This is a genomic window from Pseudomonas lopnurensis (assembly GCF_015070855.1).
GTDB lineage: Bacteria > Pseudomonadota > Gammaproteobacteria > Pseudomonadales > Pseudomonadaceae > Stutzerimonas > Stutzerimonas lopnurensis.
Genome location: NZ_JADDIX010000053.1, coordinates 26,117 through 48,211, shown reverse-complemented (window position 1 = coordinate 48,211; position 22,095 = coordinate 26,117). Strand labels below are relative to the sequence as shown.

Genomic DNA, 22,095 nt, shown 5'->3' with positions numbered 1-22,095 from the left:
CGTTCCGTCCTTACAGCTGTACGCCAGAGAAAGACATGAAGCCCAGCGACATCAGTCCGATGGTGATGAAGGTGATGCCCAGACCCTGCAACCCATCCGGAACGTCACTGTACTTCAGCTTCTCGCGAATGCCGGCCAGCAAGGCGATCGCCAGCGCCCAGGAAAAACCGGAGCCCATGCCGTAGACCACGCTCTCGCCCAGGTTGTAGTCGCGCTCGACCATGAACAGCGTGCCACCCATGATGGCGCAGTTCACGGTGATCAGCGGCAGGAACACCCCCAGGGCGTTGTAAAGGCTGGGCACGTACTTATCGAGGGTCATCTCGAGAATCTGCACGATGGCCGCGATCACGCCGATGTAGCTGAGCAGGCCGAGGAAGCTCAGATCCACTTCCGGCAGGCCGGCCCAGGCCAGCGCGCCGTCCTTGAGCAGGTAGGTGTAGATCAGGTTGTTGGCCGGCACGGTGATGGCTTGCACCACGATGACCGCGATACCCAGACCGATCGCGGTTTCCACCTTCTTGGAAATCGCGATGAAGGTGCACATGCCGAGGAAGAACGCCAGGGCCATGTTCTCGATGAACACGGCGCGGACGAACAGGCTGATGTAATGCTCCATTAGTAAGCCTCCTTGCTCGAGACCTGCGGCGCCATCTTGAAGGACGGCTTCTCGATCTGTTCCTTCTTCCAGCTGCGAATGCCCCAGATGAACAGACCGATCAGGAAGAACGCCGAAGGCGGCAGCAGCATCATGCCGTTGGGCAGATACCAGCCGCCGTCATTGACGGTCGGCAGGATGGTGTAACCCATCAGCTTGCCGGCGCCGGTCAGCTCGCGAATGATGCCCAGGGCGATCAGCATGGCGCTGTAGCCCAGACCGTTACCAATGCCATCGAAGAACGACAGCAGCGGCGGGTTCTGCATGGCGAAGGCTTCGGCGCGGCCCATCACGATACAGTTGGTGATGATCAGGCCGACGAATACCGACAGCTGCTTGGACAGCGAGAAGGCATAGGCCTTGAGCACCTGGTCCACCAGGATCACCAGCGAGGCGATGATCACCATCTGTACGATCATGCGGATCGAATTCGGGATCTGGCTACGGATCATCGAGATGAACAGGTTCGAGAACCCGGTCACCAGGGTCAGCGCGACCGACATCACCAGGGCGGTGTTGAGGTTGGAGGTCACCGCCAGCGCCGAGCAGATCCCGAGGATCTGCAAGCCGATGGGGTTGTTGTTGAAGATCGGATTGAACAGAACTTCTTTGACAGTGGGTTGCGACATGATCAAGCCTCCCCAGCGCGCAGATTAGCGATAAATGGACCGAAGCCGTTCTCGCCCAGCCAGAAGTGCAACAGGTGGTTGACCCCGTTGCTGGTCAGGGTTGCACCGGCCAGGGCGTCGACCTGATGGTCGGCCCTCGGGCTCTGCGGATCGACACCGCCCTTGACGATCTGCACGGCCAGCTTGCCGTCGTCGTCGAACAGCTGCTTGCCCGGCCACATGCCGCGCCATTTCGGATTGTCGACTTCGCCGCCCAGGCCGGGGGTTTCGCCATGCTGGTAGAAACCGAAGCCAGCGACGGTATCCAGGTCGCCTTTCACGGCCATGAAACCGTAGAGGGTCGACCACAGGCCGTAACCGCGAACGGGCAGGATCAGCGTATCGATCTCGCCCTCGCCCTGCCCTTCGACGATATACACGGTGCTGTAACGCTCACGACGCTTGATCGAGGCGATGTCCTGGTCGCCCGGCAATGCCTTGGACAGCGCAGGGTCCTTGGCCGCCACCAGCGGATCGAAGGTCCCGGCATCGAACTCATCGCTGAACTTGCCGGTTTCCAGATCGACCAGACGGGCGACGATGCGCTCGTTGAACAGCTGCTTGACCTGATTGCCGGACATTCCGGCCTCACCCAGGCCGGCGATGGCCAGGATGCTGCGCTGCTTGTCCAGCAGGCGGTTTTCCTGCTGGGTCGGGCGAAGCGCCACGGCGGCACCCGCCACGAAGATGGAGCACACCAGGCAGACCAACAGGGCTACCGTCAGCGTGCGAACGGTGGATTCTTTCTGACTAGACATTACGTGCCAGCCTCCGCTTGATATTGGCCTGAATGACGAAATGGTCAATCAGCGGCGCACACAGGTTGGCGAACAGGATCGCCAGCATCATGCCTTCCGGGAAGGCGGGGTTGACCACGCGGATCAGCACGACCATCACACCGATGAGAATGCCGAACACCCACTTGCCGGTATTGGTCATGGAGGCCGAAACCGGGTCGGTCGCCATGAAGATCATGCCGAAAGCGAAGCCACCGACGACCATGTGCCAGTACCAGGGCATGGCGAACAGGGCATTGGTGTCGGAACCGATCAGGTTGAACAGGTAGCTCAGGCCGATCATGCCGAGCATCACGCCGGCGACGATGCGCCAGGAAGCGATCTTGCTCATGAGCAGGACGGCGCCGCCGATGAAGATGGCCAGCGTGCTGGTTTCACCGATCGAGCCGTGCATGGTGCCGATGAAGGCATCCATCCAGGTGATACCGTTGTCGATCACGTTCTCGATGCCGCCCACGAAGCCCAGGCTCAGCGCGGTAGCGCCGGCATAGCCGTCGACGGCGGTCCAGACCGCATCGCCGGACATCTGCGCCGGATAGGCGAAGAACAGGAACGCACGGGCGGTGAGTGCCGGGTTGAGGAAGTTCTTGCCGGTACCGCCGAAGATCTCCTTGCCGATCACCACACCGAAGCTGATGCCCAGCGCGACCTGCCACAGCGGGATGGACGGCGGCAGGATCAGCGCGAACAGCACCGAAGTGACGAAGAAGCCTTCGTTGACTTCGTGCTTGCGGATCGAGGCGAACAGCACCTCCCAGAAACCGCCGACGATGAAGGTCACCGCGTAGATCGGCAGGAAGTAGGCCGCGCCCTGGATGAAGTTGTCCCACAGGCTGTTGGGATCGAAGCCGGCGAGCGCGCCGATCAGGCCGAAGCGCCAGCCTTCCTGGGCGGCCAGCAGTTCCGGGCTCTGGGCGAAGATCAGGTTGGCCTGGTAGCCGGTGTTCCACATGCCGAAGAACATCGCCGGGAAGGTGCACAGCCAGACGGTGATCATCATGCGCTTGAGGTCGATGCCGTCGCGCACGTGAGCGGTGGTCTTGGTGACGCTACCGGGACGATAGAGGAAGGTGTCGGCCGCTTCGTACAGTGCGTACCACTTCTCGTACTTGCCGCCTTTTTCGAAATGATGCTCGATCTTGTCGAGGAATGCGCGAATGCCCATGCCTTAACCCTCCTTCTCGATGCGGGTCAGATTGTCCCGCAGGATCGGGCCGTATTCGTACTTGCCGGCACAGACGTAGCTGCACAGCGCCAGGTCCTCTTCGTCGAGTTCCAGGCAGCCGAGCTTCTGCGCCACCTCGGTGTCGCCCACGATCAACGAGCGCAGCAACTGGGTCGGCAGGATGTCCAGCGGCATCACTTCCTCATAGTTGCCTACCGGCACCATGGCCCGCGGGCTGCCGTTGGTGGAGGTGGAGAAGGCGAACTTCTTGCCTGCCATCAGCTTGGAGATATAGATATTGAGGATCGAATGCTTATCCACGCCCGGGCGCATGTAGTGGAGCATCTCGCGCTCCTTGCCCTCGCGCAGGCAGGAAACCTGCTGGTGGTAGCGGCCGAGATAGGCGAAAGCGCCATGCGCGGTGCGGCCGCCGAGCAGCGAGCCGGAAACGACACGGTTGGCGCCCGGCTGCAGCTCGCCAGCGGTGAGTTCGTCCAGGTTGGCACCCAGGCGGGTGCGCACCAGCCGCGGGTTTTCCACGACCGGACCGGCCAGCGCCACCACGCGCTCGACCGACAGGCGACCGCTGGTGAACAGCTTGCCGACGGCGATCACGTCCTGATAGCCGATGGTCCAGACGCTCTTGCTGGCGCTCACCGGGTCGAGGAAATGGATATGGGTACCGGCCAGGCCGGCCGGGTGCGGGCCGCTGAACGCCTCGGTCTGCACCTTGGCGAGCGTCTCGCCCGGCAGCGAAGCCGTCGGAGCCTTGCAGAGAAATACCTTGGCCAGACTGGTGAGCACCTTGAGGCCGGCTTCGAAGGCTTCGGGCTGTTCGGCGATGACGACGGCCGGATCGGCCGCCAATGGGTGGGTATCGATCGCGGTCACGAAAATCGAATTGGGCACCGCATCGATTGCCGGCACCTTGCCGAACGGCCGCGTCCGCAAGGCGGTCCACAGGCCGGATTGCTGCAGGTTCTCACGAACCTGCTCGCTGCTCAGACTGTCCAGCTGAGCTGGCGAATAGGCGGCGAAGGTCATTTCTTCGTCGCCTTCGAGGTCGATGACGATCGATTGCAGCACACGCTTCTCGCCGCGGTGAATGGCGCTTACCACGCCGGCCCCGGGGGCCGTGTAGTCGATGCCCGGCGATTTCTTGTCGGAAAAAAGAACCTGCCCCAGCTTAACCCGATCACCGACCTGAACAGCCATGGTCGGCTTCATGGTCGGATAGTCGAAGCCAACCACGGCGACGCTGCGCACGGACCTTCCGGCCTCGATACGCTGCGCCGGCGCACCGGCTATGGGCAAATCAAGCCCTCGTTTTATATTGATCATCGGTTTGCCTAACCACTGATTTTAGAAAGCTTTTTTCAGGCCAGCCGACATAGCGGAAAGTAGCATTGCATAGCGCGCGCCAATGAGTTATTGACGCGACACCATGTCGCGGACCCAGGTAAAAAATCCGCCCGATTATAGAGGCCGCAGACCTTGACTGGCCACCCAAGCCTTGCGGATTTTTGACCCGGGACAAGAGATACGGGATAACCCGGCACCGCGCAGGCGGGCCTGCAGCAGCCGCTCAATGACGGGGCTTGCAGCGCCTTTAGCCATGCGGAAATGCAAAACGGGAGCCCAGGCTCCCGTTTTTTCAGGTTACAACCAGCACCCTGCTCAGCGCGGGAAGGCCGGCGGGTTGACCCCGGCCATGTCCTCCATCACGCGCACCACCTGGCAGCTGTAGCCGAACTCGTTGTCATACCAGACGTACAGCACGACGCGGTTGTCGTTGCAGATGGTCGCTTCGGCATCCACCACGCCGGCATGCCGCGAACCGACGAAATCGGTTGATACAACTTCCTGCGAGTTGACGAAATCGATCTGCTTCTGCAGGTCCGAGTGCATGGCCATCTGGCGCAGGTACTCGTTGATCTCCTCGCGGCTGGTCGCCTTTTCCAGGTTCAGGTTGAGGATGGCCATCGACACGTTCGGCGTCGGCACGCGGATGGCGTTGCCGGTCAGCTTGCCCTTGAGCACCGGCAGCGCCTTGGCCGCCGCGGTGGCCGCGCCGGTTTCGGTGATGACCATGTTCAGCGCGGCGCTGCGGCCACGACGACTGCCCTTGTGGAAGTTGTCGATCAGGTTCTGGTCGTTGGTGTACGAATGCACGGTCTCGACGTGGCCGTTGACGATGCCGTACTGGTCGTTGACCGCCTTGAGCACAGGCACGATGGCGTTGGTGGTGCAGGACGCCGCGGAGATGATCTTGTCGTCGGCGGTGATGTCGCCGTGGTTGATGCCATGAACGATGTTCTTCAGCTCGCCTTTGCCCGGCGCGGTCAGCACGACGCGCTCGACGCCCGGGCACTTGAGGTGCTGACCCAGGCCTTCGGCGTCGCGCCACTTGCCGGTGTTGTCGACCAGCAGGGCGTTTTCGATGCCGTACTGGGTGTAGTCCACCGAGGCCGGATCGTTGGAGTAGATCACCTGGATCAGGTTGCCGTTGGCGGTGATGGTGTTGTTCGCCTCGTCGATGGTGATGGTGCCGTCGAACGGGCCATGCACCGAGTCGCGCCGCAGCAGGCTGGCACGCTTGACCAGGTCATTGTCGGCGCCCTTGCGCACGACGATGGCGCGCAGGCGCAGGCCGTCGCCGCCACCGGTCTTCTCGATCAGGATGCGCGCCAGCAGGCGGCCGATGCGGCCGAAGCCGTAGAGCACCACGTCGGTCCCCTTGCGCGCGGTGGAGGCATGGCGCTTGTCGGCCACTTCGGCCAGCTCCTCGCGTACGAACTGCTCGAGGTTGCGGCCGTTGCCGGCCTCCTTGTACTTGGCCACCAGCTTGCCCAGGTCCACCGAGGCGGCCCCCAGGTTCATCTCGCTCATGGTCTTGAGGACCTGGAAGGTGTCGTGAACCGACAGCTCGGCCTCATCGGCGATGCGATGGCGGGCGAAACGGTGCGCCTTGAGGATGGCGATCACCGAGCGATTGATCAGGCCACGCCCGTAGATCGAAGTCACCACGTTGTTGTTGCGGTACAGCTGACCAATCAGCGGAATCATCGCTTCGGCGAGGGCTTCGCGGTCAATCCATTCACCAAGACACTGGTCGGGCTTCTGAGTCACGGGCAGTTCCTTCCAACATGTAGGGGCTGAGAAAAGGGGCTACATTATGACGACGCACCCTAGCGCCGGCAATCTGCAGCGGACGAAACACTGACAGCCGAGCGCCTCGATAGTTACAATCCCGGCGGCCTATTTTTCGATCGGAGTCACGCCCACCCGTGTCCGTCTTGCGCCTTCCGCCTCTGCCCGCCGCCAGCGGCAAGCAACACTGGGGCAATCTTCCAGGAGCCGCGCTGAGCCTGGCGATTGCCGAAGCAGCCAGCCATGCCACGCGCTTCACCCTCCTGCTCACCGCCGACAGCCAGAGCGCCGAACGCCTGCAGGAAGAGCTCGCCTTCTTCGCCCCCGAGCTGCCGGTGCTGCATTTCCCCGATTGGGAAACCCTGCCCTACGATCTGTTCTCGCCGCACCAGGACATCGTTTCCCAGCGCATCGCCACGCTCTACCAGTTGCCCGAGCTGAGCCATGGCGTGCTGGTAGTGCCGATCACCACCGCCCTACACCGGCTGGCGCCCACGCGTTTCCTGCTGGGCTCGAGCCTGGTGCTGGACGTCGGCCAGAAGCTCGACGTCGAGCAGATGCGCCTGCGTCTGGAGGCCGCCGGTTACCGCTGCGTGGACACCGTATACGAACACGGCGAGTTCGCCGTGCGCGGCGCGCTGATCGATCTCTATCCCATGGGCAGCCCCCTGCCCTATCGCATCGACCTGTTCGACGACGAGATCGAGACGCTGCGCACCTTCGACCCGGAGAACCAGCGCTCGATCGACAAGGTCGAGTCGATCCGCCTGCTGCCGGCGCGCGAATTTCCGCTGAAGAAGGAAGCGGTCACCGGCTTTCGTGCGCGCTTTCGCGAGCGCTTCGACGTGGATTTCCGCCGCTGCCCGATCTACCAGGACCTCTCCACCGGCATCACCCCGGCCGGTATCGAGTACTACCTGCCGCTGTTCTATGAAGAGACCGCCACGCTCTTCGACTACCTGCCCGAGGACAGCCAGGTGTTCTCGCTGCCCGGCATCGAGCAGGCCGCCGAGCAGTTCTGGAGCGACGTGCGCAACCGTTACGAGGAGCGCCGCGTCGATCCCGAGCGGCCGCTGCTGCCGCCCGCCGAGCTGTTCATGCCGGTGGAAGACTGCTTCGCGCGGCTCAAGCTGTGGCCGCGCGTGGTCGCCAGCCAGCAGGACGTGGAGCCGGGCATCGGTCGTGAGCGGTTTACCGCGCAGCCGCTGCCGGAACTGGCGATCGAGGCCAAGGCCAGCGAACCGCTGGGCAAACTGCGCCAGTTTCTCGACAACTACCCAGGCCGCGTATTGTTCACCGCCGAGTCCGCCGGCCGCCGCGAAGTGCTGCTGGAACTGCTCGCCCGGCTGAAACTGCGCCCGCAGGAAGTCGACGGCTGGCCCGGCTTCCTGGCCAGCCCGGAGCGCCTGGCGATCACCATCGCCCCGCTCGACGAGGGCCTGCAGTTGGACGACGTGGCGCTGGTCGCGGAAAGCCCGCTGTTCGGCCAGCGCGTCATGCAGCGCCGGCGCCGCGAGAAGGGCCGCGATGCCGGCGACAACGTCATCAAGAACCTCACCGAGCTGCGCGAAGGCGCGCCGGTGGTGCACATCGACCACGGCGTCGGTCGCTACCAGGGGCTGGTCACCCTGGAGATCGAGGGCCAGGCGCAGGAATTCCTCCTGCTGCAGTACGCCGATGAGGCCAAGCTCTACGTGCCGGTTGCCAGCCTGCACCTGATCGCCCGCTACACCGGCAGCGACGATGCCCTGGCACCGCTGCACCGGCTCGGCTCGGAAGCCTGGCAGAAGGCCAAGCGCAAGGCCGCCGAGCAGGTGCGCGACGTCGCCGCCGAACTGCTCGACATCTACGCCCGTCGCGCCGCCCGCCAGGGCTACGCCTTCAGGGACCCGCAACTCGATTACGAGACCTTCAGCGCCGGCTTTCCCTTCGAGGAGACCCCGGACCAGCAGGCCGCCATCGACGCGGTACGCGAAGACCTGCTGGCGGCCAAGCCGATGGACCGCCTGGTCTGCGGCGACGTCGGTTTCGGCAAGACCGAAGTGGCCATGCGCGCGGCCTTCATCGCCGTGCACGGCGGCAAGCAGGTGGCGGTGCTGGTGCCCACCACCCTGCTCGCCCAGCAGCACTACAACAGCTTCCGCGACCGCTTCGCCGACTGGCCGGTGCGGGTCGAGGTGATGAGCCGCTTCAAGTCGGCCAAGGACGTGCAGAGCGCCATCGCCGAGCTGGCCGAGGGCAAGATCGACATCCTCATCGGCACCCACAAGCTGCTGCAGGGCGACGTCAGGTTCAGCAACCTGGGCCTGGTGATCATCGACGAGGAACACCGTTTCGGCGTGCGCCAGAAGGAACAGCTCAAGGCCCTGCGCAGCGAGGTGGACATCCTCACGCTCACCGCGACGCCGATTCCGCGCACGCTGAACATGGCGGTGGCCGGCATGCGCGACCTGTCGATCATCGCCACCCCGCCGGCGCGCCGGCTGTCGGTGCGCACCTTCGTCATGGAACAGCAGAACACCGTGATCAAGGAGGCGCTGCTGCGCGAACTGCTGCGCGGCGGCCAGGTGTACTACCTGCACAACGACGTCAAGACCATCGAGAAGTGCGCCGCCGATCTCAAGGAACTGGTGCCGGAAGCGCGCATCGCCGTCGGCCACGGGCAGATGCGCGAGCGCGAGCTGGAACAGGTGATGAGCGACTTCTACCACAAGCGCTTCAACGTGCTGGTGGCCTCGACCATCATCGAGACCGGCATCGACGTGCCCAGCGCCAACACCATCATCATCGAGCGCGCCGACAAGTTCGGCCTGGCCCAGCTGCACCAGCTGCGCGGCCGCGTCGGCCGCAGCCACCACCAGGCCTACGCCTACCTGCTCACGCCGCCGCGCAAGGCGATGACGCCGGATGCCGAGAAGCGCCTGGAAGCCATCGCCAACGCCCAGGACCTCGGCGCCGGCTTCGTCCTGGCGACCCACGACCTGGAAATCCGCGGTGCCGGCGAACTGCTCGGCGAAGGCCAGAGCGGGCAGATCCAGGCGGTCGGCTTCACGCTCTACATGGAAATGCTCGAACGCGCGGTCAAGGCGATCCAGAAGGGCGAACAGCCGAACCTGGAACAGCCGCTGGGTGGCGGTCCGGAGATCAACCTGCGCCTGCCGGCGCTGATTCCCGAGGACTACCTGCCGGACGTGCACGCGCGGCTGATCCTCTACAAGCGCATCGCCAACGCCGCCGACGAGGACGGCCTGAAGGAGTTGCAGGTGGAGATGATCGACCGCTTCGGCCTGCTGCCCGAACCGACCAAGAACCTGGTGCGCCTGACCCTGCTCAAGCTGCAGGCCGAGAAGCTCGGTATCGTCAAGATCGATGCCGGCCCCCAGGGCGGGCGCATCGAGTTCTCCGCCGACACCTCGGTCGACCCGATGGTGCTGATCAAGCTGATCCAGGGCCAGCCGAACCGCTACAAATTCGAGGGCGCCACGCTGTTCAAATTCCAGGTGCCCATGGAGCGCCCGGAGGAACGCTTCAACACCCTCGAAGCCCTGCTGGAACGCCTCGCGCCCAACGAATAAGGATGCCGCATGCAGTCGCTACGCTGTCTCGCCCTGCTGGCCGTGCTGGTCGCGCCACAGGCATTGGCGGATACGCTGTACCGGGTCGAGTTGATCCTGTTCCGCCATGCCGCCGCGCTGGAAGCCAGCCGCCCTGCGCCCCCTGACTGGGCGCACGGCACGCGGCTGCTGGCGCGAGCCGACGAGCGCGCCCCCGCCCTGCACGACGTCGCCGCACGGCTCAGCCCCGACCGGGGCTACCAGGTACTGATGCAACGCGCCTGGCAGCAACGCATCGCGAATGATGGCGAGACCATCGCACTGACCCAGGGAGATCGACGCTTCGAGCATTACCCGCTGCAAGGCAGGCTGAAACTGCGGCCGGGGCGATACATCCAGGCCGATGCCGTATTCTGGGTCAATCGCTTCGGCGAACATGGACAACTGCTGGCCAGCGAGCGACTGCAGCAGCGCGTGCGCCTGGAACCGCGCAAGCTGAACTACATAGACCATGACAGCCTCGGGCTGCTGATCGAACTGAAACCACTGTAAGTCCCGCAGGTCCCTCTCGTATGCCCTTGCCCCTTTCCGCCATCATCTGCCAGCGGCCACGCATGCTCGCCGCGGCCGCGTGCGCGATGGGCAATCCCGTGCCCGGACGCTGAGCCGATGGCGCCCCTTCCACCGCGTCAGGAACGTCTGGTCGACGACCTGGCGCCCGTCCCGCTGCTCAGCCTCGGCAGCCACCTGGCGATCAATTACCAGCCCGGCAACCGGCGCATGGTCAGCGAGTACCAGCACCGCGCCGGGCTCAGCTTCCTCTATGGCGAGGCGCGGATTCACGGCAAGCGCGACGGCGAGCGGATTCGCCATCGCGTGGGCGAGACGATCGAACTCATCGCGCGCCAGCCCCAGGCCGAACAGGCGCTGCGCAGGCAACTGGAGCAGCTGGACTTCCGCCCCGCCCTGCGCCAGAGCCTCGCGCTCCCCAAGGACTCGGCGGAAATGTTCCAGCTGTCCGGCGAAGACGCCTGGATCAGGTTCGTGCAGGAACAATTGCCCGAGCTGCGCAGGCAGGGCTGGCAGATCGATATCCAGCCCGGCTTTCTCTATGACCTGACGCCCATCGACGGCTGGTACGCCGAGATCGAGCAAGCGCCAGAACATGACTGGTTCGACCTCGAGCTGGGGATCGTCGTCGACGGCCAGCGCATCGGCATATTGCCGATCCTGCTGCGCCTGATCCGGCAGAATCCGCGACTGCTCAGCCCGCGCAACCTGAGCCTGCGCGGCGATGACGAACTGTTGCGCCTGCAGCTCGAGCAACCGCGCCGGCGTGACGACCAGCCTCTGCAGGTGACGCTGCCCTTCGCGCGGCTCAAGCCGATTCTCGCCACGCTCGGCGAACTCTACCTGCGCGAGTCGCTGGACGGCCCTGCGTTACGCCTGAGCAAGGCCGACGGCGCGCGCCTCGCCGGGCTCGACGGCCTGCACGCGCAATGGCGCGGTGGCGAACGGCTGCGCGACTTCGCCAGGCGCCTGCAGCACCTCGGTGACCGGCCAGGCCTGCCGCCGGCCGGGTTGAACGCCCGCCTGCGGCCCTATCAGCTGCAGGGCCTGGCATGGCTGCAGACCTTGCGCGAGCTGGGCGCCGGCGGCATCCTCGGCGACGACATGGGGCTGGGCAAGACGCTGCAGAGCCTCGCCCACCTGCTGCTCGAGAAGCAGAGCGGCCGGCTCGATCGGCCAGCGCTGGTGGTCATGCCCACCAGCCTGATTCCCAACTGGCAGGACGAGGCGGCCCGCTTCGCCCCGCAGTTGCGTGTACTGACGCTCAAGGGCGTCGGCCGGCAGAAACATTTCATCGAGCTCGCCGACTACGACCTGCTGCTCACCAGCTACGCTCTGCTGCCGCGCGACATCGAGACGCTGAAGCAGCAGCCGCTGCACGTGCTGATTCTCGACGAGGCGCAGCACATCAAGAACCCGCTCAGCAAGGCCGCACAGGCCGCACGCCAGTTGCAGACGCGCCAGCGGCTGTGCCTGACCGGCACCCCGCTGGAGAATCACCTCGGCGAGCTATGGTCGCTGTTCCACTTCCTCATGCCCGGCTGGCTCGCCGACGCCAGGAGCTTCAGCCGCGACTACCGCACGCCGATCGAAAAGCACGGCGACGAGGCCCGCCTGGCGCACCTGCGCGCCCGGATCAAACCCTTCCTGCTGCGCCGGACCAAGGAAGAAGTGGCCAAGGAGCTACCAGCCAAGAACGAGATCGTCCACTGGGTCGATTTGAATGACGCCCAGCGCGAACTCTACGAAAGCCTGCGCCTGGCGATGGACCGCAAGGTCCGGGCGGAAATCGAACGCAAGGGCCTGGCGCGCAGCCAGATGGTCATTCTCGAGGCACTGCTCAAGCTGCGCCAGGTGTGCTGCGACCTGCGCCTGGTCAAGAGCGAGTCCACCCGCACGGCCCGCGGCGGCAGCTCCGGCAAGCTGGACAGTCTGCTGGAGATGCTCGACGAGCTGATGAGCGAAGGCCGGCGGGTGCTGCTGTTCTCGCAGTTCACCTCGATGCTGGCGCTGATCGAACAGGCACTGCACAAGCGCGGCATCGACTACCTCAAGCTCACCGGCGACACCGCCGACCGGCGCACGCCGGTGGAACGCTTCCAGGCCGGCGAAGTGCCGCTGTTCCTGATCAGCCTGAAAGCCGGCGGCACCGGCCTCAACCTCACCGCAGCGGACACCGTGATCCACTACGATCCCTGGTGGAACCCGGCCGCGGAAAACCAGGCGACCGACCGCGCCTACCGTATCGGCCAGGACAAACCGGTGTTCGTCTACCGCCTGATCACCCGCGGCACCGTCGAGGAACGCATCCGCCAGCTGCAACGGCGCAAGGCCGAACTCGCCGCCGGCGTGCTGGCGGGCGATACGGAAGGTCGTTGGACGCTGCAGCAGCATGATATCGATGCGCTCTTCGCACCACTGCCGGACTGAAGGCGGCAAGCGGCAAGCGGCAAGCGGCAAGCGGCAAGAAATCGTAGGGCGGGTGAAACCCGCCGGGCGGAGTTGGCGTTGTGCACTTTCTGGCGGGTTTGACCCGCCCTACAGCCTCACGCTAGCCACCCGCACGCTCATCGATGGGACATGGCTCACTGGATGGCGGCATGCTTTTCGTCCAAGCTTGCGCTGCTATCCACAAGCCTGCCCTCGCACCGAACAAGGACATTCCGATGAGCCTCTACGAGATCGCCTTTTCCGGCCAGTTGCTTCCCGGCGCCAGGCTCGAACAGGTCGAAGCCAACCTGACCCGCCTGTTCCAGGCCGACGCCCAGCGCATCGCCCTGCTGTTCTCCGGCCGTCGGATCGTCATCAAGCAGAACCTGGATCATGCCGCCGTCGAGAAATACCGGCAGGCCATGGAGCGCGCCGGCGCACAGGTCGAAGTGCGGCCGATGCCGGTCGACGTCGAGGAGATCGAACTGGCGCCACCACCGGCCGCGATGCCCCCCGTCGCCACGGCCATCGCCAGCGGCAGGCTCGAAGTGGCGCCCCGCGATGAATACATGGCGGCCTTCGCCGATGTCGAGGCGCCGGACTTCGGCATCGCGCCGATCGGCGCCGACCTGCAGGATGCACGCCCCGACCCGGTGGTGCCGTCCGTCGACCTGTCCCGGCTCAGCCTCGCGCCGGTGGGCAGCGACATGGGTGAGATCCCCCGCGACGCATCCGCCGCGGTACCGGACATCTCCCACATCAAGCTGCAGGACTGACCCAGCGCCTGCCCGTGGGGTGGGCCGGGCGGCGTTCCGCTTCAGCCCACCAGAGGCCTCTGGTACGCGCACTCGCCCCCATATATCCCCGTAGGGTACGTCCGCGCACCGCGAGCATGGCGCCCCTGATGCACGAGACGCACCCTGCAAAAGCATCCACGCCCACCTGGCACCCACCCCGCGGCACCGCGCAAGCGAACTCGAAGGGCCCCACTGGGCTCCAAGACTGCAAGCCCTCATGCCAGCCGTCGCCATGGACCTCGTCGTCGCCCGTCCCGAAGGCCTGTACTGCCCGCCCGGTGATTTCTATATCGATCCCTGGCGCCCGGTCGAGCGCGCCGTCATTACCCATGCCCACGGCGATCACGCGCGCTGGGGCATGCGCCACTACCTGGCGACCCGCGACGGCGAAGGCATCCTGCGGGCGCGCATCGGCAGCGACATGCCCTTGCAGACCCTGGCCTACGGCGAGGCGCTGGAGCACCAGGGCGTACGCCTGAGCTTGCACCCGGCCGGCCACGTGCTCGGCTCGGCGCAGATCCGCCTGGAGCATCGCGGCGAAGTCTGGGTCGCCTCGGGCGACTACAAAGTCGAGCCGGATGGCACTTGCGCGCCCTTCGAACCGGTGCGCTGCCACACCTTCATCAGCGAATCCACCTTCGGCCTGCCGATCTACCGCTGGCCCGCGCAGAGCCAGGTATTTCGCGAGATCAACGACTGGTGGCGCGCCAACGCCACCGTCGGCCGCCCCAGCGTGCTGTTCTGCTACGCCTTCGGCAAGGCCCAGCGGATTCTCCACGGGCTCGACCAAAACATCGGGTCGGTCGTCGTGCATGGCGCGGTGGAACCGCTCAACCGTGTCTACCGCGACGCCGGCGTCCAGTTGCCGCCGACACTCTACGCCGGGGACCTGGCGAGGAACGACCCGCGGCTGAAACAGGCCATCGTCATCGCCCCGCCCGCGGCCGGCGGCAGCAGCTGGATGCGCCGTTTCGGCAACTACGCCGATGCCTTCGCCAGCGGCTGGATGCTGCTGCGCGGCACCCGTCGGCGCCGCGGCGTCGACCGTGGCTTCGTGCTCTCCGACCACGCCGACTGGCCGGGCCTGCTCTGGGCCATCGGCGCGACCGGCGCCGAACGGGTGATGGTCACCCACGGTTCGGTCGCCACGCTGGTGCGCTATCTGCGCGAGGAACGCGGGCTGGACGCGCAGGCCTTCGAGACCGAGTACGGCGAAGAGGACGACGTGACCGTACAGGAGGCCGAATGACCCGTCCCACTCCGTTCCCCTGTAGCAACGAGCTTGCTCGCGATCAGCTCCCCTTTGATCGCCAGCAAGGACTCGACGTCCCACCGGGCTCCTACAAAAAGAGCGTCGCATGAAAGCCTTCGCCGCGCTGTACAGCCGCCTCGACGCCACCACCTCGAGCAATGCCAAGCTCGCCGCCATGCGCGACTATTTCCGCGAGGCCCCGGCCGAAGATGCCGCCTGGGCGGTGTACTTCCTGGCCGGCGGCCGGCCGCGCCAGCTGGTGCCGAACCGCCTGCTGCGCGAAACCGCGATGCAAGTCGCGCAACTGCCCGAGTGGCTGTTCGAGGAAAGCTATCAAGCCGTCGGCGACCTGGCCGAGACGATCTCGCTGGTGGTGCCCGAAGCCGAACACCGCTCGGAGCAAGGGCTGGCCGTCTGGATGCAGGACCGCCTGCTGCCGCTGCGCGGTCTGCCGCCGCAAGAGCTGGGCGCACGGCTCCCGCGGCTCTGGGCGCAGCTGGACCGGCGCAGCCTGATGGTCTGCATCAAGCTGATCACCGGCGCCTTTCGCGTCGGCGTCTCGAAACTCTTGGTCACCCGCGCCCTGGCGACACTGGCCGAAATCGATCCGAAGCGGGTGGCGCAGCGCCTGGTCGGCTATACCGACCTGTCCCATCGTCCCAGCGCCGAAGGCTATCGTGCACTGATCGCCGCCGAGTCGGATGCCGAGCACGCCCAGCGTGGCGGCCAACCCTACCCGTTCTTCCTCGCCCATCCGCTGCAGTCCCCCATCGAGCGATTCGACGAACTGCTCGGCCCGCCGAGCGACTGGCACATCGAATGGAAGTGGGATGGCATCCGCGCGCAACTGGTCAAGCGCGACGGACAGATCTGGATCTGGTCGCGCGGCGAGGAGCTGGTCAGCGACCGCTTCCCCGAACTCTGCGCGCTGGCCGGCTGCCTGCCGGACGGCACGGTACTCGATGGCGAAATCGTGGTGTGGAAGGCCGCCGAGGCGCCTCCCGCCCCACTGCTGCAGAGCGAACCGCAGGGCGAGCAGGAGCCGGCCGCGGGTTTCGGTGTGCAACCGTTCGCCCTGTTGCAGCAGCGCATCGGCCGCAAGAACCTCACCGGCAAGGTACTCGCCGCGGCACCGGTGGCGGTGCTGGCCTACGACCTCCTGGAATGGCAGGGCGAAGACTGGCGTCAGCGCCCGCACCAGCAGCGCCGCAGCCGGCTCGAAGCCATTCTTCGCCAATGCAATCATCCGGCGCTGATGGCCTCGCCACTGGTCGAAGGTGAGGATTGGCAAACCCTCGCGCGCCTGCGCGAGCGCTCCCGCGCCCTCGGCGTCGAAGGCATGATGCTCAAGGCCCGCGCGTCGCGATACGGCGTCGGTCGGACCAAGGATGTCGGCGTCTGGTGGAAATGGAAGATCGACCCCTTCGCGGTGGACGCCGTGCTGATCTATGCCCAGCGCGGCCACGGTCGCCGCGCCAGCCTATATACCGACTTCACCTTCGCCGTCTGGAACGGCGAGCCGGGCGATCCCGAGCGCGCGCTGGTGCCCTTCGCCAAGGCCTATTCAGGGCTGACCGACGAGGAAATGCGCCAGGTCGATGCCATCGTGCGCAAGACCACCGTGGAAAAATTCGGCCCGGTGCGCAGCGTGACGCCGACCCTGGTCTTCGAGCTCGGCTTCGAAGGCATCGCCGTCAGCAGCCGACACAAGAGCGGCCTTGCCGTGCGCTTCCCGCGCATGCTGCGCTGGCGGCACGACAAGCCGGTGGAAGAAGCCGATACCCTGCAGACCCTGAAGGCATTGCTGGTTAGCCATGAACGCTCCCTGTAGGAGCAGGCCATGCCTGCGAACCGCCCCCGTGAACGGGCCTGGCAGCCTTTCGCGGGCATGGCCCGCTCCTACGAAGGCCGTTCATCACCGTGCATGCTCTACGCCATACCCGGGCGAGGGCCGTAACGCATGACCGGGCCAGCCTCCACGGAAACGGCCGAACTGGCCGAACGCTGGTTCGCCAGCCGCGCCTGGCAGCCGTTCCCTTTCCAGCAGCAGGTCTGGGCGGCGGTCCGGCACGGCGAATCGGGCCTGCTGCACGCCACCACCGGCTCAGGCAAGACCTACGCCGTCTGGCTCGGCGCCTTGAACCGTTTCGCCCATGCCCTTCCCGCCAGCGCCGACCGGCCGGCGCCGCTGACGCTGTTGTGGATCACGCCGATGCGCGCGCTGGCCGCCGATACCGCCCGCGCCCTGCAACTGCCGCTCGACGAGCTCGGCCTGCACTGGAGCATCGGCCTGCGCACCGGCGACACCGGCAGCGCCGAACGCGCACGACAGAGCCGCCGGCTGCCCAGCGCGCTGATCACCACGCCGGAAAGCCTGACCCTGCTGCTCACCCGCGCCGACGCCCGCCAGGCCTTCGCCGGGCTGCGCATGCTGGTGGTGGACGAATGGCACGAATTGCTCGGCAACAAGCGCGGCGTCCAGTTGCAGCTGGCGCTGGCACGGCTGCGACGCTGGAACCCCGGGCTGATCGTCTGGGGGCTTTCCGCCACCCTCGGCAACCAACCCCATGCGCTGGAGGTGCTGCTGCATCCCGGCAGCGGCCGCCTCGTCGAAGGCCAGGTGAGCAAGCCGCTTTTGCTCGATACGCTGCTGCCCGAGGCCATCGAGCGCTTCCCGTGGGCCGGGCACCTCGGCCTGCGCATGCTGCCGCCGGTGATCGCCGAGATCGACGCCGCAAGCACCACACTGGTGTTCACCAACACCCGTTCACAGTCCGAGCGCTGGTACCAGGCGCTGCTCGACGCCCGCCCGGACTGGGCCGGGCTGATCGCCCTGCATCATGGCTCGCTGGCGCGCGAGGTCCGCGACTGGGTCGAACAGGGCCTCAAGCACGGCGCGCTGAAGGCCGTGGTGTGCACCTCCAGCCTGGACCTGGGGGTCGACTTCCTGCCGGTGGAACGCGTGCTGCAGATCGGCTCGCCCAAGGGCGTGGCGCGGCTGCTGCAGCGCGCCGGCCGTTCCGGGCATGCGCCGGGGCGCACCTCGCGGGTGACGCTGGTGCCCACCCACAGCCTGGAGGTGCTGGAAGCCGCCGCGGCGCAACGGGCGGTGGCCGAGCGGCGGATCGAGGTGCGCTGCGCGCCGCAGCGGCCGCTGGACGTGCTGGTCCAGCATCTGGTGAGCATGGCGCTGGGCGGCGGCTTCCGCCCCGACGAGCTGCTGGCCGAGGTGCGCACGGCCTGGTCCTACCGGGATCTGCCCGACGGCCACTGGCAGTGGGCGTTGGCCTTCGTCCGCCACGGTGGCCATTCGCTGACCGCCTACCCCGACTACCAGCGCGTGGAGCCGGATGCGACCGGCCTGTGGAAGGTCCCGAGCCGGCGCCTGGCGCTGCGCCACCGCATGAGCATCGGCACCATCGTCAGCGATGCCAGCCTGACGGTGAAATTCTGGGCCAGGGGCGGTGCCGGGCGTTCGCTGGGGTCGGTGGAGGAGGGCTTCATCGCGCGCCTGCGGCCGGGCGACAACTTCCTCTTCGCCGGCCGACTGCTGGAGCTGGTGCGCGTGGAGAACATGACCGCCTACGTCAATCGCGCCAGCGGCCGCAAGGCCGCCGTACCGCGCTGGAACGGCGGGCGCATGCCGCTCTCCAGCGAACTGGCCGACGCGCTGGTGGAGCAGTTCGGCGCCGCCGCGCGCGGCGAGTTCGTCAGCCGCGAGATGCGCCTGCTGCAACCACTGCTGCAGGTACAGCAGGACTGGTCGGCGCTGCCCAGCGAAAGCAGCCTGCTCGCCGAGGTGCTGAAGTCACGCGAGGGCTGGCACCTGTTCCTCTATCCCTTCGGCGGCCGCCACGTCCATCTGGGCCTGGCCAGCCTGCTCGCCTGGCGCATCGCCCAGCGCCAGCCGGTGACCTTCTCCATCGCGGTGAACGACTACGGCCTGGAGCTGCTTTCGGCGACCGAAGTGGACTGGCTCCAGGCCCTGGCACCGGCCTTGTCGAGCCGCGACGACCTGCTGCACGACGTGCTCGCCAGCCTCAATGCCGGGGAACTGGCACGGCGGCGCTTTCGCGAGATCGCGCGGATCGCCGGGCTGGTGTTCTCCGGCTATCCCGGGGCGCAGAAAAGCGCCCGCCAGGTACAGGCCTCCAGTGCGCTGTTCTTCGACGTGTTCCGCCAATACGATCCGGACAACCTGTTGCTCGACCAGGCGCAGGAGGAAGTGCTGCGCCAGGAACTGGACATCGGGCGGCTCGAGCGGACCCTGGCGCGCATGCAGCGCCAGCGACTGGACCTGCACCGCATCCGACGCCCCACGCCACTGGCCTTCCCGTTGCTGGTGGAACGCTTTCGCGAAAGCCTGAGTTCGGAAAAACTCGCCGACCGCATCCGGCGCATGGTCGCCGAACTGGACAATGCCGCCGGCCCAGGCGGCTATCAGGCCGCACCGCAGAACGCGATCGCCGTCGAACGCGAGCCCGAACGGCCGCGCAAGCCGCGCCAGCGCAAGACCGGCACACCGCGGAAGGCGAAGAAACAGATCGATGCGGACCCAAGCGGCGGACACCGACCATGAGCGATTACTTGCCCATCGAGCTGGCCGGCAGCGAACTCTGGCTGCTGGCCGACAAGGCCATCTACTGGCCCGAACAACGGGCCTTGCTGATTGCCGACATCCATTTCGGCAAGGCCGCCGCCTACCGCCGGCTGGGTCAGCCGGTGCCGCATGGCACCACCGAAAACAATCTTCGGCGTCTGGACGCCCTGCTGGCGCGCTATGCCTGCCGCCAGCTGATCTTCCTCGGCGATTTCCTCCATGCGCCCGAATCCCAGGTGCCGGCGACGCTGGCGCGGCTGGCCGAGTGGCGTGCGCGACAGGCACAGCTGGCCGTCACGCTGATACGCGGCAATCACGACCGCCGCGCCGGCGACCCGCCCGCTGCGCTGGCCATCACGGTCATCGACGAACCCTTGTTGCAGGGGCCCTTCGCACTGCAGCACGAACCCGCGCCACACCCGACGCACCACGTTATTGCCGGCCACCTGCACCCCGCCTTTCGCCTGCAGGGTCGCGGTCGGCAGAGCCTGCGCCTGCCGTGTTTCTGCATCGGCGAACGGCTCAGCCTGCTACCGGCCTTCGGCAGCTTCACTGGCGCAATGGACATCGCCACCGAGGATCGCTGGCGAATCTATCTGGTCGGTGATGGCAACGTCTGGCCGCTTGCCCGCGGCTAAGGGCTGTCGACGTCGCAGGTCGTGTTGCAACGAGCCAAGCGTCAACAGGCCTACGCCTGGGAAATCCCGGTAAGGGTGATGCCGTAGCGCTCGGCCAGGCGCGTCGCCGGTGTGTCCTCCAGGTCAGGATCGTGCTCGTGCTCGATCTCCTGATCGGCATAGAGCTCCTCGGCCTTGCGCGTCACCAGCTCTACCGCCTCGTCGATATCCGGCTGATGCTCGGAATCGACCTTCAACGTCGCGGTATTACCGTCTTTGTTGTACGCGATGATCCAGGTTGTCATGACAGTGCCCCTCGTTGGGATTCACCGGAGCGCGCGGAAACACCGCCCGACACCGGTTGTTGTTCTTTTTAGACCCCCGCGGCGCCGGCAGTTCGGCCCGAGGGAAAAAGTTGCTGCCTTTAGTCGTAGACCAAGGAACGACCCCTGTGCCACTTTGTCCTCCGTAGACGCCCTTCGACAGGAGCCGAGATCATGACCGTATCGCGTCTGCATCGTTCTTCCGTGTCCTCCGAAGATCAGTTGGTCGCCCTGCTGAGGCAGCATGCCGAACCCCTTCCCGATCCGGACGATCCGCGTTTCGCCGACCGCTTCGAACGTTTCGCCGATGCGCGGGTGGTGCTGATCGGCGAAGCCAGTCACGGCACCTCGGAGTTCTATCGGGCCCGCGCGGCGATTACCCGGCGCCTGATCGAACGCCACGGTTTTTCCATCGTCGCCGCCGAGGCGGACTGGCCGGATGCCGCGCAGATCGACCGCTACACACGGCAGCGGCAACCGGCCGCCTGGGTCGAAGACGCGTTCAAGCGCTTCCCCACCTGGATGTGGCGAAACCGCGAGGTCGCCGACTTCACCCGCTGGCTGCACGACCACAACGGCCGTCTGCCGGCCGAGCAGCGCGTCGAATTCCGCGGCCTCGACGTGTACAGCCTGGGCAGCTCGATCGGCGAGGTGCTGGCCTATCTCGACCGCATCGACCCGCAAGCGGCCGCCAGCGCGCGCCTGCGTTACGGTTGCCTGAGCCCCTGGCAGGAAGATCCGGCGGTCTATGGCCGCAACGTCATGCGCGGCCAGCCGTCCTGCGAGGATGCCGTGGTCGAGCAGTTGCAGGCCTTGCTCGAGCAGCGCCTGGACTACATCGGGCAGGACGGTGAACGCTTCTTCGACGCCGAACGCAACGCCCGCGTGGTGCTCGCCGCGGAGCACTACTACCGCGCCATGTACCGGGGCTCCAGCGAATCCTGGAACCTGCGCGACCGGCACATGTTCGACACCCTGCGCGCCCTGCTCGAACACCGCGGCCCCGAAGCCAAGGCCGTGGTCTGGGCGCACAATTCGCACATCGGCAACGCCGCGGCGACCTCGATGGGCTGGGGTGGCGAATTCAACATCGGCGAACTCTGCCGTACGGCCTTCGGCCAGGATGCGGTGCTGCTCGGCATGGCGACCGATCGCGGCGAAGTGGCGGCGGCGGACAATTGGGACGAGCCGATGCAGGTCAAGCAGGTGCTGCCATCACGCCCGGATAGCTGGGAGCAACTGTTCCTGCGCGCCGGCCATCCCGCCTCGCTGACCGACTGGCGCAACGGTCGCCAGGAGTTGCGCCAGGCGCTCGCGATACCAAGGCTCGAGCGCGCCATCGGGGTGATCTACCGGCCGCTGACCGAGCGGCAGAGCCACTATTTTCGCGCCATACTGGCCGAGCAGTTCGATGCGCTGATCTGGCTGGAGCAGACCCATGCGGTCACCCCCATCGGCCCACGGCGGATCGACGACAGCATCGTTCCGGATACCTACCCGTTCGGAGAGTGAGC

The 22,095-nt window shown here is 66.2% G+C and carries 16 protein-coding genes; 9 read left to right on the top strand and 7 right to left on the bottom strand.

The features are described 5' to 3' along the window. Positions 1 to 10 precede the first annotated feature (10 nt). The 6 genes from nqrE to IN820_RS09945 form a co-directional block, all read right to left on the bottom strand. A complete protein-coding gene (nqrE, locus tag IN820_RS09970; RefSeq protein WP_193680828.1) occupies positions 11 to 619 on the bottom strand; it encodes an NADH:ubiquinone reductase (Na(+)-transporting) subunit E in 609 nt (202 codons plus the stop codon). Continuing rightward, positions 619 to 1,293, bottom strand: coding sequence for an NADH:ubiquinone reductase (Na(+)-transporting) subunit D (locus tag IN820_RS09965; protein WP_193680827.1), 675 nt, complete (start codon positions 1,291 to 1,293; stop codon positions 619 to 621). The genes nqrE and IN820_RS09965 overlap by 1 nt, the downstream gene beginning before the upstream one ends. Next, entirely contained in the window at positions 1,290 to 2,084 is a 795-nt protein-coding gene (locus tag IN820_RS09960; RefSeq protein ID WP_193680826.1) for a Na(+)-translocating NADH-quinone reductase subunit C, read from the bottom strand. The genes IN820_RS09965 and IN820_RS09960 overlap by 4 nt, the downstream gene beginning before the upstream one ends. After that, positions 2,077 to 3,288: an NADH:ubiquinone reductase (Na(+)-transporting) subunit B gene (locus IN820_RS09955; RefSeq protein WP_193680825.1), complete on the bottom strand. Its 1,212-nt coding sequence runs from the start codon at positions 3,286 to 3,288 to the stop codon at positions 2,077 to 2,079. The genes IN820_RS09960 and IN820_RS09955 overlap by 8 nt, the downstream gene beginning before the upstream one ends. 3 nt (positions 3,289 to 3,291) lie before the next feature. Beyond that, positions 3,292 to 4,629: a Na(+)-translocating NADH-quinone reductase subunit A gene (locus tag IN820_RS09950; protein ID WP_193680824.1), complete on the bottom strand. Its 1,338-nt coding sequence runs from the start codon at positions 4,627 to 4,629 to the stop codon at positions 3,292 to 3,294. Positions 4,630 to 4,965: 336 nt separating this feature from the next. Continuing rightward, positions 4,966 to 6,417 carry a glyceraldehyde-3-phosphate dehydrogenase gene (locus tag IN820_RS09945; protein ID WP_193680823.1) on the bottom strand — a complete coding sequence of 484 codons (1,452 nt, stop codon included), beginning with the start codon at positions 6,415 to 6,417 and terminating at the stop codon, positions 4,966 to 4,968. Between the two features lie 158 nt (positions 6,418 to 6,575). Between IN820_RS09945 and mfd the strand changes: the two genes are divergently transcribed. The 8 genes from mfd to pdeM all read left to right on the top strand — a co-directional run bounded on the left by mfd (position 6,576) and on the right by pdeM (position 20,279). Further along, positions 6,576 to 10,013, top strand: a complete 3,438-nt coding sequence (gene mfd / locus IN820_RS09940) for a transcription-repair coupling factor (protein ID WP_193680822.1) — start codon at positions 6,576 to 6,578, stop codon at positions 10,011 to 10,013. A gap of 9 nt (positions 10,014 to 10,022) precedes the next feature. Beyond that, entirely contained in the window at positions 10,023 to 10,544 is a 522-nt protein-coding gene (locus IN820_RS09935; protein ID WP_193680821.1) for a CsiV family protein, read from the top strand. A 117-nt stretch (positions 10,545 to 10,661) separates the two neighbouring features. Continuing rightward, the gene (locus IN820_RS09930; protein ID WP_193680820.1) at positions 10,662 to 12,992 is read left to right on the top strand and encodes a DEAD/DEAH box helicase; all 2,331 of its coding nucleotides are present in this window, start codon (positions 10,662 to 10,664) and stop codon (positions 12,990 to 12,992) included. Positions 12,993 to 13,228: 236 nt separating this feature from the next. After that, entirely contained in the window at positions 13,229 to 13,768 is a 540-nt protein-coding gene (locus tag IN820_RS09925; RefSeq protein WP_193680819.1) for a hypothetical protein, read from the top strand. A 253-nt stretch (positions 13,769 to 14,021) separates the two neighbouring features. Further along, positions 14,022 to 15,038 (top strand): ligase-associated DNA damage response exonuclease, encoded by a 1,017-nt coding sequence (locus IN820_RS09920; RefSeq protein WP_193680901.1) that lies wholly within the window; start codon positions 14,022 to 14,024, stop codon positions 15,036 to 15,038. Between the two features lie 109 nt (positions 15,039 to 15,147). Next, entirely contained in the window at positions 15,148 to 16,872 is a 1,725-nt protein-coding gene (locus tag IN820_RS09915) for an ATP-dependent DNA ligase (RefSeq protein WP_193680818.1), read from the top strand. 129 nt (positions 16,873 to 17,001) lie between these two features. Then, on the top strand, positions 17,002 to 19,620 hold the full coding sequence (locus tag IN820_RS09910) for a ligase-associated DNA damage response DEXH box helicase (RefSeq protein WP_193680817.1): 2,619 nt from the start codon (positions 17,002 to 17,004) through the stop codon (positions 19,618 to 19,620). Then, a complete protein-coding gene (gene pdeM, locus IN820_RS09905; protein ID WP_193680816.1) occupies positions 19,617 to 20,279 on the top strand; it encodes a ligase-associated DNA damage response endonuclease PdeM in 663 nt (220 codons plus the stop codon). The genes IN820_RS09910 and pdeM overlap by 4 nt, the downstream gene beginning before the upstream one ends. A 50-nt stretch (positions 20,280 to 20,329) precedes the next feature. Here the strand turns inward: pdeM and IN820_RS09900 are convergent, their stop codons facing one another. Further along, the gene (locus IN820_RS09900) at positions 20,330 to 20,563 is read right to left on the bottom strand and encodes a hypothetical protein (RefSeq protein ID WP_193680815.1); all 234 of its coding nucleotides are present in this window, start codon (positions 20,561 to 20,563) and stop codon (positions 20,330 to 20,332) included. Between the two features lie 192 nt (positions 20,564 to 20,755). On the opposite strand from IN820_RS09900, the gene IN820_RS09895 reads away from it, so the two are divergent. Continuing rightward, complete coding sequence (locus IN820_RS09895; protein WP_193680814.1) at positions 20,756 to 22,093, top strand: erythromycin esterase family protein; 1,338 nt, start codon at positions 20,756 to 20,758, stop codon at positions 22,091 to 22,093. Positions 22,094 to 22,095 lie beyond the last annotated feature (2 nt).